Origin of the sequence: Sphingomonas sp. (assembly GCF_035317925.1) — a bacterium.
Classification (GTDB): domain Bacteria; phylum Pseudomonadota; class Alphaproteobacteria; order Sphingomonadales; family Sphingomonadaceae; genus Sphingomonas_I.
Window position 1 is genome coordinate 1 of sequence record NZ_DATHFV010000103.1, and the last position, 12,984, is coordinate 12,984.

The window sequence follows — 12,984 nt, forward strand, 5'->3', positions numbered from 1 at the left end:
CCACCACATTGTCGGCGACGGTGAAATGGGCGGACTGCTTGCCGTCCTGCTTGGCGTCCATCCCGACCAAAGCGGCGACCGGTTTCGATACCAGGATCGTTCCACCATTGCCTGAATCCAGCTCCATCCACAGCGTGCCCCTGGCGGTCGGCACGGCAGCGGCAACCGCGAGCGCGAGACCGTCGACCTCCCGTTTCAACCGCACCCTGATCGGCTGCATCGTCGCGACGCGCCGGGCGCGGCTCTCCTCGGTTTCGATCGTCAGCGTGCCCGCCGCGAAATCGATCGTGACAATCTTGTCCTCGAACAGGTTGAACCCGATCACACCGTCGAGCGCTGCATCCTTGGGATTGTCGTCGCCCATATTGATCGTGCCCAGCACGGGCGGTCTGAGCGTCACGCCGCCGACGGCTACATCGATATCCTCGCAGCGCGGCGTATCGCCACGCTGGCCCATCATGCGGAATCCCGTCATCCGGCCCCACGGTTCGCAGCCCGCGGCCTTGAGCGTGTCGGACGAGACGAGCGATAGACCTGCGCCCGTATCGAACAGGTATTTGCGTGTCGTGCCCGCGATCGTGGCGGGCAGCACCCAGCGCGTGCGCCACGGTTCCAGTTTCACGGTGACGGGCTGTGCGGCCGCGGCAGCAACCGGCGCCGCCATGCTTGCCATCAGGGCGAAACCAAGAATCGAGGTCAAACGCATCTGTTGCTCCACCGAAATGATCGGCGGCGCCTAGTTAAACCGCAATGTCCCGTCGATGAACAGCCGGATCAGTGCCGGAAGTGGCGCATTCCGGTGAAGACCATTGCCAGCCCGGCCTCGTCGGCGGCGGCGATGACTTCGCTGTCGCGCATCGATCCGCCCGGCTGGATCACCGCGGTCGCGCCCGCTTCGACCGCCGCCATCAGGCCGTCGGCGAACGGGAAGAAGGCGTCCGACGCAACTGCCGACCCGATCGTGCGCGGCTCCGCCCAGCCGGCTTTCTCGGCGGCGTCCTTGGCCTTCCACGCGGCGATGCGCGCGCTTTCCAGCCGGTTCATCTGGCCGGCGCCGATGCCCGCGGTCGATCCGTCCTTGGCATAGACGATCGCGTTCGATTTGACGTGCTTGGCGACGATCCACGCAAAGCGGCAATCGGCCAGCTCCTGGGGGGTCGGCGCGCGCTTGGTCACGACCTTCAGGTCGCTTTCGGCCACCTCGCCATTGTCGCGCGACTGGAGCAGCAGCCCGCCCGCGATCGACTTGATCTGCAAGCCGCGCCGCGCCGGATCGGGCAACTCGCCGGTGATCAGCAGCCGCAGATTCTTCTTCCTCGCGAACACTTCGCGCGCGGCATCGTCGGCGGAGGGCGCCGCGACGACCTCGGTGAAAATGCCGGAGATCGCTTCGGCGGTCGCGCCGTCGAGCGGGCGGTTGACCGCGATGATGCCGCCAAATGCGGATACGCTGTCGCACGCCAAAGCCGCCTGATAGGCCTCGATCAACGTCTCGCCGGTGGCGACGCCGCACGGATTGGCATGCTTGACGATTACCACCGTCGGCGGGCCGTCGCGGAATTCGCTGACCAGCTCCAACGCGGCATCGGCGTCGTTATAATTGTTGTAGCTGAGCTCCTTGCCCTGGACCTGCTCGGCCTGCGCGATGCCCCGCGCCGCCGGGCCGAACGGCAGATAGAGCGCCGCCGACTGGTGCGGATTCTCGCCATAGCGAAGCTCGCTGCTCTTCTTCATCGGCAGCGACATCGTGTCGGGGAAGGCCTGGCCCTGATCGGCGAACGCGAACCAGGAGGAGATCATCGCGTCATAGGCGGCGGTCGCGGCGAACGCCTTGGCGGCGAACAATTTGCGCTGCTCCAATGTGGTCGTGCCTTCGGCCACCGCCGTATAATCGGCGGGGTCGGTCACGATCGCGACAAAGGCGTGGTTCTTGGCCGCCGATCGCACCATCGACGGGCCGCCGATGTCGATATTCTCGATGATCTCGTCGCGTTCGGCGCCCTTCGCGACGGTCTGCGCGAACGGGTAGAGATTGACCACGACAAGATCGATCGCGCCGATGTCATGCTCGGCCATCGCCGCCGCATGATGCGGATCGTCGCGTACCGCGAGCAGTCCGCCATGGACCTTGGGGTGCAAGGTCTTGACCCGCCCGTCCATCATTTCGGGGAAACCGGTCAGCTCGGACACGTCCATCACGGTCAGCCCGGCGTCGCGCAAAGCCTTGGCGGTGCCGCCGGTCGAAACCAGCTCCACGCCCTTGGCGGCGAGCGCCTTGCCGAGGTCGGCGAGGCCGGTCTTGTCGGAAACGGAAAGGAGCGCGCGCTTGATCGGGATGCTGGTCATGCGCGGGGCCTTTAACGCGACTTGGCCGGAAGGCGAGTCCTTATCCGAGCAAGCGCGCCATCAGCCAAACGCGGATCGCGCTGGCGAGGTTGACGGGATCGGGTTCGGCGATGCGATCCGCGTCGATCCGGGCGACCAGTGCGCTGATCGGCAGGGAGTCTTCCTCGGCGGCTCGCTTCAAGGCTTCCCAGAAAATCGGCTCAAGGCTGACCGAGGTCGAATGGCCGGCGATCATTACGGAGCGTTTGATGGGGCCGGCCATGATCCGAGCTTAGAGGCGTTTCGCTTCCTCCGTCACCCCGGACTTGGTCCGGGGTCCACCGGGCAACACGCGCGGCGCTCGCGGATGGGTGGATGCCGGAACAAGATCGGCATGACGGAAAAGAGCTCGTTAGCCCTCAATACATATGCTGCCCGCCGTTGATCGAAAGCGTCGATCCGGTGATGAACGCCCCGTCGTCCGAGCACAGGAAGCCGACACCGCGCGCGATCTCGTGCGCCTGGCCCAGACGCCCGATCGGGATCTTGGCGACGATCTTGGCGAGCACTTCGGCCGGTACGGCGGCAACCATGTCGGTGTCGATATAGCCCGGCGCGATCGCGTTGACGGTGATGCCGAAGCGCGCGCCTTCCTGCGCCAGCGCCTTGGTGAAACCGTGGATGCCCGATTTGGCGGCGGCATAATTGACCTGGCCGTACTGACCGGCCTGGCCGTTGATCGATCCGATGTTCACGAACCGCCCCCATTTGCGGTCTTTCATCCCGCTGAAGGTCGCCTTGGCCATGTTGAAGCAGCCGCCGAGATTGGTGTCGATCACCTCTTTCCAGTCGGCATAGCTCATCTTGAGCAACGTCCCGTCGCGGGTAATGCCTGCATTGTTGACGACGATATCGACCGGCCCCAACGCCTGCTCGACCGCCGACACGCCCGCTGCGCACGCCTCGTGGCTCGACACGTCCCATTTGAACGCCTTGATGCCGGTGCGGTCGCTGAATTGCTTCGCGCGTTCGTCATTGCCGGCATAATTGGCGGCGACGGTCACGCCCTGTTCCTTGAGCGCAAGGCTGATCGCCTCGCCGATGCCACGGGTTCCGCCGGTCACGATCGCAACGCGCGTCATCTAGTCTCTCCTCGGTTTCTGTCTTTAGCCTAGGAAGCGGGCAGCCAGCCCGCAAGTTCCCGCTGCAGCAAAAGGCGCAGCATTTCGATGCCGGGGCGATCATTGTTGAGGCAGGGAAGATAGGCGAAGTCGGTTCCGCCCGCATCGAGGAATGTCTGCCGTCCACGGATCGCCAATTCCTCCAGCGTCTCGAGGCAGTCGGCGGAGAAACCCGGCGCGACCACAGCAACCTTGGTGATCCCCTTGCCCGGCAGCGCCGCGAGCGTGGTGTCGGTCGCGGGTTCGAGCCATTTGGCGCGGCCGAACCGCGACTGGAAGGCGATCTTCAGATCCCGCCCGAGCGCCTCGCCCAGCAGGCGCGCGGTCTTCTGGCAATGGCAATGATAGGGATCGCCCAGTTCGAGCGTGCGACGCGGCATGCCGTGGAAGCTGGCGACGATCGCCTGCGGCTCGAACGGCAGCGCTTTGAGCGACGCCTCCACGCTTGCCTTCAACGCGACGATATAGGCCGGGTCATCGTAATAAGGCGGCAAGGTGCGGATCGCCGGCTGCCAGCGCATGGCGGCGAGCGCGGCGAAGGCAGCATCGTTCGCGGTCGCGGTCGTGGCCGCGCAATATTGCGGATAGAGCGGCGCGATCAGGATGCGCTCGCACCCCGCGGCCTTCATCGCCGCGAGCTTGTCGGCGATCGCGGGGCGGCCATAGCGCATCGCGTGCTCGACCATCACGCCGTCGCCGAACAGGCTGCGCAAGGCGTCCGCCTGTTGCGCGGTGATCGCGGCGAGCGGCGATCCGTCCTCGCGCCAGACCTGGGCGTAGGCATGCGCCGATTGCTTCGGCCGCGTGCGCAGGATGATGCCGCGCAATATCGGTTGCCACAGGATCGGCGGGATCTCGATCACGCGCCGGTCGGACAGGAATTCGGCGAGATAGCGCCGCACCGCCCCGGCCTCGGCCGCGTCGGGCGTGCCGAGGTTGACGATCAGCACGCCGATCCTGGGCGCGGGGATCGGCGGATGATCCGGCGGCGGCGTCATGCCAGGCTGAGCGGCAGGCTGCGCAGGCGCTTGCCCGTCGCCGAGAAGATCGCATTGGCGATGGCGGGCGCCGCGACCGGCACCGCCAGTTCGGCGACACCGCCCGGCGCCTCGTTCGAGCCGATCAGCTCGACATCAATCTCCGGCATGTCCTTGAGCCGGGGCAGAGCGAGCGCGTCGAAATTGGCCTGGTCAGGCAGACCGTGGCTGAAGGTCATGCGATCGCCGAGCGCCGCGGCGAGCCCCCAGATCAGCCCGCTCTCGATCTGCTGGCGGACGATATCGGGATTGATCAGCCGCCCGGCATCGACCGCCGCGGCCATGCGCGATACCTTGATCTGGCCGCCCTCGTTCGACGCCTCGACATACAGCGCGATATGGCTGCCGAAGGCCGAATGGCAGGCGAGGCCCTCGCCCGATTGCGCTTCGCCGCTCCAGCCGCCGGTGGCGGCGGCATGGCTGAGGCAGCGCGCGAGCCGCGGATTTTGCGCGAGCAGGCCGATGCGGAAGGCGAGCGCATCCTGCCCCGCGACCGCCGCCAGCTCGTCGACGAAGCTTTCGGTGAAGAAGCCGGTGTAGGCATGCGCGGCAGACCGCCACACGCCGGTTTCGATCCCAATGTCAGCGGGCGCATGCTCGATCGTAAGCGCGGGAATCGCGTAAGGCGGCAGCGCGCCGTCGACCGCCGCCGCTTCCGCGCCCGTGCTGCCATGCGATCCCACCAGCCGTCCTATCGCCTCGCCGGCATTGGCGGGCGCCGCGATCCGCACGCGCCACGCGGAGATCTGGCCCTGCGCGCTCAGCCGTGCGGTCAGATGCGCCTTGGCGGGCGGGCCATGGCGGCCGCGCCGCATTTCCTCGCCGCGGCTCCACATCAGCTGGACCGGACGCTTGGCCTGAAGCGCGAGTGTGGCCGCCTGGATCGCGGCGTCATTCTCCAGCTTTCGGCCGAAGCCGCCGCCGATCAGGGTCGGGTAGATGATGACATAAGGAATTCCGGTCGCGGCCTGGACCGCGGCGCGGGCGAGGCCGGGCGCCTGGGTCGGCATCCAGATTTCGAGCTGATCGCCCTGCATTCGCGCGGTCGCCACGAGCGGTTCGATCGTCGCGTGCGCCTGCAGCGGCACCTCATACGTGGCTTCGATCAGGCCGGGCCCGGACAGGATCGGGTCGGGCTTGCCGATCGTGACGATCGACTTGGCCTTGTCCGCCAGCGCCGCGTCGAGCGCCTGCGCCACGTGCGCGCTATCGGGCAGCGCGCCGACCGTCTCGAAGCGGGGCTGGATCTTGTCGAGCGCGCGTTCCGCCGCCCACCAATTGTTGGCGACCGCGGCGACCCAGTCGGGACCGCGGATCACGCCGCTCACGCCCCACACCTGATCGGCCGCCGTCATCACCTGCGGTACCAATTTGGTATTGCCGAGCGGCCCGTGGCGCACGCTCGCATAGAGCATGTTCGGCAGCCGCACGTCGCCGGCGAAGCGGGCGGTGCCGTCGATCTTGGACGGCAGATCGAGCCGGGGCATCGACTTGCCCGAGATATTGCCTTCGCCCGGTTTGCGTAGCGGCGCTTGCTTGGGCGGGCTGAAGCGCGCCGCTTCCGCCGCCAGCTCGCCGAAGCGGAAGCGATCGTCGCCGCGCACGACGAAGCCCGCTTCGATATCGCATGCCTGCCAGTCGGCGCCGAGCCTTTTGCCCGCCGCCATGCATAATAAGGCACGCGCGAACGCGCCGGCCTCGCGGAACGGCTGTTCGAACGCGCGGACCGAGGTCGATCCGGCGGTGACCATCAAGGCGTGGCGCGTCGCCCAGCGCTGCGCCGACCAGATGCCGACGCCGCGCAGGAAATGGGGCACATGCGCCTCGCCATAATCGCCCGCGATCAGGCGGTTGGCATAGAGCGGATTGATCGGCGCGGGCTCGACCGCGACCTGGCGCCAGTCCGCGCCAAGCTCGTCGGCCAGCGCCTGCGCCAACGCGGTCCAGATGCCCTGGCCCATTTCCGCCTGCGGCACGATCGCGGTGACGCGCCCGGCGGTATCGATCTTCAGGAACGCATTGAGCACCGTTTCACCGGGCGCAGCGGCGACATTGGGCGCAAATTCGCGCGGCCAGAATTCCCACCCGAGCAGCAGGCCGACGCCGACCCCGCCGCCGATCAGCAGGGTCCGCCGATCCACGCCCGTCTTCGTCGCTTCAGCCGCCATGCCAGTCTGATACGGCGGTCATGGCGATGCGTCACCTGCTGTTTAAAACCTTCTCCCGCCTTCGCGGGAGAGGGGCCTACAGGTAGCTCAGCCACCAGTCGCGCCGCCGCGCCTTGAGGGCGGAGAACCACATCGACAGCGGCACCAGCAGGACCAGGACGAGCAGCCAGACCGCATAGACCACCGGCAGGCCGAAGCCCCAATTGTTGTCCAGCACCTTGCTCGAAAGCACGGTGTCGGTTGCGGTGCCGAACGGGAAGCCCAGCGCCAGCACCGCTACCAGCATCAAACTGTGCAGAATGTAGATGTGGCAGATGTAGGTGAAGAGCGGTGTACGGCCGAACGCGAGCAGCACACGCGCGAACGGACCACGCAGTTTCTCCAGCATCAGGAACAACAGGAGAGAGACGCCGAGCGTCGCGAACGCATAATCGGCCGAAGGCGGATATTTGGACACGTTCATGAAGGACATGAAGGTGCGTACCGGCGTCGCCTGATAGCTCCACGGTGCGGGATCGCCGAAGGAATCCAGCAGGCGCAGCAGCACGAACGCCAGCAGCAGGCCGATCGCGATCGGCAATAGCCGCTTGGTGCGCTCGGCCCGATCGAGGCGGTAGATCGGCCCAAGCCCGAAGCCGAGGCACATCACCGAAAGCCACGGCACGAACGCATAAAAAGCCAAAACGTGCGTGCCGATCATGCCTGGCGAAAGCGCCAGCGTGCGGAAGATGGCCAGCACGTCGGTGGGAGCCACCCCCGCCGATACCCGGTTCGCACCGACGCCCCCTGCTGTCGCCGCAAGTGGATAGAGCAACAGGATTGCCAGCCCGAGCCCGAGCACCCAGCGTGCGGGCAACTTCGAGATCAGGCTCATGCAGACCATGCTCGCGCCGATCGCCCAGATCACCTGCAGGAACAGGAAAGGCTCGCCGAAATTGAAGCCGAAGCTGATCACGGTCATTTCGAGGAAGATCAGCCAGAATCCCCGCTTGAGCAGGAACGATGTCAGATCGGTCTTGCCGTTGGCTTTCTGGAAATAGATCGACACGCCGGCGAGGAAGACGAAGGTCGCCGCGCACAGATGCGTCACCCACCGTGTCGCGAACAGCAACGGCCAGGTCTTCGCCGGATCGGTCGGATCGAGCCGCAGCGCGTAAAAATGGAAAAAGTCACGCGTATGGTCGAGCACCATGATCGCGATCACCAGCCCGCGCAGCATGTCGATCGCGTCGAGCCGGTGCGCGCCGGCGCGCGTCAGCCCCTTGGGCGTCGGCTCGACCAGCACATCGTCGTTCGGCAAAGTCGCGGTCGCCATATCCTGTTCCCCCGTTTCCCCGCGCGTTGCTTATCACGGCGGGGAAACGGGCAAAACCGCACTTATTTGACTGCTGCCATTTCTGGGCCAGCCGCCTGTTGAACGGGGTCATTTGTCGATCGGCGTCACCGGCGGATCGGCCGGGTCCATCAGCTTGCGCGTGAAATAGGTCAGCTCCAGCGCGACCGCGCGCGCCGCCTGCTTGAGGTTGGCGCCGGCTGCATGGCCGCCCTCGGTATTCTCCCAATAGAGATAGGGCAGGCCATATTCCTTCATCCGCGCCGCGAACTTGCGCGCCTGGACCGGGCCGACGCGGTCGTCGCGCGTCGTCGTCCAGATGAAGGGCTCGGGATATTCGGCGCCTTTGCGCAGCGCCTGATAGGGCGATGTCTTTTCCCAGAAGGCACGCTCGGCGGGCACGCTCATGCTGCCATATTCGCCGACCCACGACGATCCCGCCGACAATTGTTCGTAGCGCAGCATGTCGAGCAACGGCACCTCGATCGCGACCGCATGCCACAGGTCCGGCCGCTGCGTCATCTCGACCCCCATCAGCAGGCCGCCATTGGAGCCGCCATAGATGCCGAGCCGACGTGGGCTGGTGATGCCGCGCTTGATCAGATCCTGTCCGACCGCGGCGAAATCGTCATAGATGATCTGGCGCTTGGTCTTGAGGCCTGCCTCGTGCCAGGCCGGGCCGAACTCGCCGCCGCCGCGGATATTGGCGAGCGCATAGGCACCGCCTTTCTCCAGCCACAGCTTGCCGCGCGTGCCTTGGTAGGTGGGCGTCTCGGAGACCTGGAAGCCGCCATAGGCATTGAGCAGGGTCGGCGTGCTGCCGTCGAGTTTGATGTCGCGGCGATGGACGACGAAATAGGGCACCTTGGTGCCGTCGCTCGACGTTGCCTCGAACTGTTCGGTGACGAGATTCGCCGCGTCGTAGCGCGCGGGCATGCTTTTGATCTGCTGCGCGGTGGCGGTTGCGCCATCGACCCGCCACAAGGTGCTCGGCACGGTGAAGCTCTGCACCGTCAGCCACGCTTCGTTGGTGAGCCGATCGCTGCTGCCGAGATCGACCGAGGCATTGTCCGGCAAGGCGACGTGCTTGGCGCTCCAGCCCTTGGCGCCCGGCGTGAAGGTCCAGGCGCGGCCGCGCACATTATCGTAGATCGCGGCGAGCACATGATCGCGCGTCACGGTCGCATTTTCGACCGACTGGCGCGGCCCGGGTGCGAACAGCAATTCCTTGCCCGCGACCTTGCCGCCGGCGATCCGCACCGCGACCAGCGAGCCCGCCTTGAAGCCTCCCCAATCCTGATTGATCAGCAACACCAGTCGGTTCGCGACCAGCCCGATGATGCCCTGCTTGGTCGGCAAATCGAGCCTGGTCGTTCCATTCGGCCCGACCGCATAGAGTTCGCTCTCGAACGTGGTGGTGCCGCGGATGATGAGCGTCAGCCGGTTGCCCTGTCCGTCGACCATCACCGCCGAGCTAACGCCGACATCGGTCGGCTTGCCGCGATAGATTTCGGTCGCCTGGTCGAGCGTCTGGCCGCGCTTCAGCCGCTTGACGACAAAAGCATAGCCCGACGTCGTCGTTGTGCCGGGCCCCCAGTCGCGCGAGACGAGGATGCTGTCGGGCGTTTCCCAACTCACGTCCTGCTTCGACGTCGGCAGATTGAAACCGCCCGCGACGAACTGGCCGGTGGCGAGATCATATTCGCGCAAGGTGGTCGCGTCCTCGCCGCCGTTCGACAAGGCGACCAGACACAAACGTTCGGCGACGGATTCGCAATTGGCGCCCTTCCACACCCAGCCAATCTTGTCCGCCGCGCTGAGCGCGTCGAGATCGATCAACGTGCGCCATTGCGGATGCGCGGTCAGGTAGCTGGCCGGACTGGTCGCCCGCCAGATGCCGTGGACGTGATCGGCGTCCTGCCAGAAATTGACGATCTGCCCGCCGATCTGGTTCGGCATCGGAATGCGATCGGTCGCCTCGGCGATCTTGAGCGCGTCCGCATAAAGCCCGGCGAAGCGCGGATCGCTTTCCAGCACGCCGAGCGTGCGCTTGTTTTCGGTCCCGATCCAGGCGAGCGATTCAGGTGAGGAGACCTGTTCGAGCCAGAGATACGGATCGTTGGCAAGGGCCGGATCGGCGGCGATCGTCATGGTCGGAAAGGTCGTGAGCAAGGCGGCGGCGACAAGCAGCCGGGCGCGCGGAGAAAGCATCGGATATCCTTCGTCATTTCATGACCGGAACAGAGGCGATCCCCCGGCGGCGGTCAAGCGCGTTTGCCGGTGCCTTCGTGCTGAGCTAGAGCGCGGCCATGAGCCTCGTCATCCTGGCCGCCGCAGCTGCGGGGCATCTGTCCTATACTGACCTGCATCTGTCGCCGGTCTGGTTCAATCTTGGGCCCTTTCCGATCCGCTGGTACGGCATCGCCTACATGGCCGGCATCCTGATCGGCTGGTGGTATCTGACCAAATTGATCGATCAGCCGGGCGCGCCGATGGCGCGGCGTCATGCCGACGATTTCGTCTTCTACGCGACGCTCGGCATCATCCTCGGCGGGCGCATCGCCTATGTGCTGTTCTATGATCCGTGGATGCTGAAGGAGCCGTGGCAGGCCTTCAGATTATGGGACGGCGGCATGTCGTTCCACGGCGGCGCCCTGGGCGTGGTCGTCGCGATCTGGTGGCTGGCGCGGCGCAACGGGCTCTCGATGCTGCGCTTCGTCGATTATGTCGCCTGCTGCGGCCCGTTCGGTCTGTTCTTCGGCCGTCTCGCCAATTTCGTGAACGGCGAATTGTGGGGCCGGCCGACCGACGCGCCTTGGGGCATCATCTTCCCGCATACGGTCGACGCCGGATTGCCGGAGCCCGCACGCCATCCCAGCCAGCTCTACGAAGCCGGGCTGGAGGGCCTTTTGCTGTTCGCGGTGCTGGCGTGGCTCTTCTGGCGGACCGACGCGCGCTATAAACCCGGCCTGCTTTTGGGCGTATTCCTTGTCGGATATGGCGCATCACGTTTCTTCGTCGAATTTTTCCGCGAGCCGGACGCCCAATTGGGCATCCTGCCGTGGGGGCTTTCGATGGGACAAACCCTGTCCGCGCCGATGGTCTTCGTCGGCCTGTGGTTCATACTGACCGCCGGCCGCAGACGCGTGGGATCGACCAATAGTGCCAGCGCCGCCTGACATATCGCGCGAGCTCGCGCAGCTGATCGAGGACGAAGGGCCGGTCTCGATCGAGCGCTTCATGGGCGCCGCCAACAGCCATTATTATGCGACGCGCGACGCGATCGGCGCGGCGGGCGATTTCATCACCGCGCCCGAAGTCAGCCAGATGTTCGGCGAGATCGTCGGCCTTGCGCTCGCCGACGTGTGGCAGCGCGCGGGCCGTCCGGCGAATGCGGTATTGGTCGAGCTTGGGCCGGGCCGTGGCACGCTCGCCGAAGATATGCTGCGCGCGATGAAGGTGGTCGGGTGGGAGCCCGAACTCCATTTCATCGAGACCAGCCCGCTGCTGCGCGAAAAGCAGGCTGATCTGCATCCGACCGCGATCTGGCACGACACGATCCAGACCTTGCCGACCGACCGGCCCTTGCTGATCGTCGCCAACGAATTCTTCGACGCTTTGCCGGTGCATCAGCTGATCAACACCTTCGCCGGCTGGCGCGAGCGCGTCGTCCGCAACGGCATGGACGGGTTCGAAGCCGTGCCCGGCGATCCGCCCAAATATGGCGAGGTGCCGCTCCATCTGCGTCACACCGATCCCGGCGGGATCATCGAAAGCTGCCCGATGGCGCGGCGGCTGGCGCGCGCGATCGCGCGGCGGCTGCACAGCCAGGGCGGCGTGATGCTGGTGATCGATTACGGCCATTATGGCGGCGCGCATGGCGATACGCTGCAGGCGGTCCACGCTCATGCTTATGCCGATCCGTTCGCGCGCCCGGGCACGAGCGACCTCACCGCGCATGTCGATTTCTCTGCGCTCGCAGGATCGGCGCGCGCGGCGGGCACGCATGTCGCGGGGCCGGTCGAGCAGGGGCAATGGCTGGTCTCGCTCGGCCTGTCCGACCGTGCCGCCATTCTTGCCCGCAACGCCCCGCGCCGCTCGGAGGAAATCGGCGAGGCCTATCGCCGCCTGACCCACCCCGACGAGATGGGCGAATTGTTCAAGGTGATGGCGGTCACCGGCAAGCGCTGGCCCGAGCCCGGCGGCTTTTGAAATTCCCGTCGCCCCAGCGCAGGCTGGGGCCTATGTCTCTCTCAACCTCAGATGCCGCTCTTGTGGCGAGAGACATGGATCCCAGCCTTTGCTGGGATGACGGAGAAAAAGTGACCGCAATCACCCCCTACCGCGCCCGCGCCCTCGATGGCGTCCCGCACGGATTTCTCGGCCGGGCCGGCGGCGTTTCGACCGGCATTCTCGCGGGATTGAATGTCGGTCTGGGCTCGACCGACGATCGCGAAGCGATCCACGAAAATCGCCGCCGCGCGGTCGAAGCCGTGCTGCCCGGCGCGGCTTTGGTGACGGTGCATCAGGTCCATTCGGCCGAGGCCGTGATTGTGACCGAACCATTTCCCGACGATGCCCGCCCGCATGTCGATGCGCTCGTCACCGATCGGCCCGGCCTGCTACTCGGCATTCTCACCGCCGATTGCGTGCCAGTGCTGCTTGCCGACTCGACGGCAAACGTAATCGGCGCGGCGCATGCCGGCTGGAAGGGCGTGCTTCATGGTGTGACCGACGCGACCATCGCGGCAATGGAGAAATTGGGCGCGCAGCGAGACCGGATCACGGCGGCGATAGGACCCTGCATCGCGCGCGCGTCCTACGAAGTCGACGACGCCTTCGCCCGCCGCTTTGAGGAGGCCGATCCCGCGAACGAACGCTTCTTCTTCGCGGGCCGCGAAGGCCACCAGCAATTCGACATCGAGGCCTATGTCGTGTCG

Annotated in this window: 11 protein-coding genes; 3 read left to right on the forward strand and 8 right to left on the reverse strand. The window is 66.0% G+C overall.

Annotated features, from left to right (window positions below; all coding sequences use genetic code 11):
• From VK533_RS07555 to VK533_RS07590, 8 genes are all read right to left on the reverse strand, one after another.
• Positions 1–706: aspartyl protease family protein (locus VK533_RS07555; RefSeq protein ID WP_324376252.1), on the reverse strand; the 706-nt coding region annotated here is incomplete at its 3' end.
• A gap of 68 nt (positions 707–774) precedes the next feature.
• Entirely contained in the window at positions 775–2,346 is a 1,572-nt protein-coding gene (gene purH, locus VK533_RS07560) for a bifunctional phosphoribosylaminoimidazolecarboxamide formyltransferase/IMP cyclohydrolase (protein WP_324376253.1), read from the reverse strand.
• A 40-nt stretch (positions 2,347–2,386) separates the two neighbouring features.
• A complete protein-coding gene (locus VK533_RS07565; protein WP_324376254.1) occupies positions 2,387–2,608 on the reverse strand; it encodes a ribbon-helix-helix domain-containing protein in 222 nt (73 codons plus the stop codon).
• Positions 2,609–2,744: 136 nt separating this feature from the next.
• A complete protein-coding gene (gene phbB, locus VK533_RS07570; protein WP_324376255.1) occupies positions 2,745–3,467 on the reverse strand; it encodes an acetoacetyl-CoA reductase in 723 nt (240 codons plus the stop codon).
• 29 nt (positions 3,468–3,496) lie between these two features.
• The gene (gene hemH / locus VK533_RS07575; RefSeq protein ID WP_324376256.1) at positions 3,497–4,504 is read right to left on the reverse strand and encodes a ferrochelatase; all 1,008 of its coding nucleotides are present in this window, start codon (positions 4,502–4,504) and stop codon (positions 3,497–3,499) included.
• A complete protein-coding gene (locus tag VK533_RS07580; RefSeq protein WP_324376257.1) occupies positions 4,501–6,711 on the reverse strand; it encodes a xanthine dehydrogenase family protein molybdopterin-binding subunit in 2,211 nt (736 codons plus the stop codon). The genes hemH and VK533_RS07580 overlap by 4 nt, the downstream gene beginning before the upstream one ends.
• Before the next feature lie 76 nt (positions 6,712–6,787).
• Complete coding sequence (locus tag VK533_RS07585; RefSeq protein WP_324376258.1) at positions 6,788–8,026, reverse strand: DUF1624 domain-containing protein; 1,239 nt, start codon at positions 8,024–8,026, stop codon at positions 6,788–6,790.
• A 108-nt stretch (positions 8,027–8,134) separates the two neighbouring features.
• The gene (locus tag VK533_RS07590; RefSeq protein ID WP_324376259.1) at positions 8,135–10,255 is read right to left on the reverse strand and encodes a prolyl oligopeptidase family serine peptidase; all 2,121 of its coding nucleotides are present in this window, start codon (positions 10,253–10,255) and stop codon (positions 8,135–8,137) included.
• Between the two features lie 98 nt (positions 10,256–10,353).
• Between VK533_RS07590 and lgt the strand changes: the two genes are divergently transcribed.
• From lgt to VK533_RS07605, 3 genes are all read left to right on the forward strand, one after another.
• On the forward strand, positions 10,354–11,223 hold the full coding sequence (lgt, locus tag VK533_RS07595; RefSeq protein WP_324376260.1) for a prolipoprotein diacylglyceryl transferase: 870 nt from the start codon (positions 10,354–10,356) through the stop codon (positions 11,221–11,223).
• Positions 11,207–12,256 (forward strand): class I SAM-dependent methyltransferase, encoded by a 1,050-nt coding sequence (locus VK533_RS07600; RefSeq protein ID WP_324376261.1) that lies wholly within the window; start codon positions 11,207–11,209, stop codon positions 12,254–12,256. Before lgt ends, VK533_RS07600 begins: the two co-directional genes overlap by 17 nt.
• Before the next feature lie 110 nt (positions 12,257–12,366).
• Positions 12,367–12,984, forward strand: a 618-nt coding sequence (locus tag VK533_RS07605; protein WP_324376262.1) for a polyphenol oxidase family protein, incomplete at its 3' end; no start/stop codon positions are given.

Coding starts and splice junctions, on each gene's coding strand:
- hemH (WP_324376256.1), bottom strand. CDS start 4,504: ATGACGCCGCCGCCGGATCATCCGCCGATCCCCGCGCCCAGGATCGGC.
- VK533_RS07585 (WP_324376258.1), bottom strand. CDS start 8,026: ATGGCGACCGCGACTTTGCCGAACGACGATGTGCTGGTCGAGCCGACG.
- VK533_RS07590 (WP_324376259.1), bottom strand. CDS start 10,255: ATGCTTTCTCCGCGCGCCCGGCTGCTTGTCGCCGCCGCCTTGCTCACG.
- VK533_RS07580 (WP_324376257.1), bottom strand. CDS start 6,711: ATGGCGGCTGAAGCGACGAAGACGGGCGTGGATCGGCGGACCCTGCTG.
- phbB (WP_324376255.1), bottom strand. CDS start 3,467: ATGACGCGCGTTGCGATCGTGACCGGCGGAACCCGTGGCATCGGCGAG.
- lgt (WP_324376260.1), top strand. CDS start 10,354: ATGAGCCTCGTCATCCTGGCCGCCGCAGCTGCGGGGCATCTGTCCTAT.
- VK533_RS07565 (WP_324376254.1), bottom strand. CDS start 2,608: ATGGCCGGCCCCATCAAACGCTCCGTAATGATCGCCGGCCATTCGACC.
- purH (WP_324376253.1), bottom strand. CDS start 2,346: ATGACCAGCATCCCGATCAAGCGCGCGCTCCTTTCCGTTTCCGACAAG.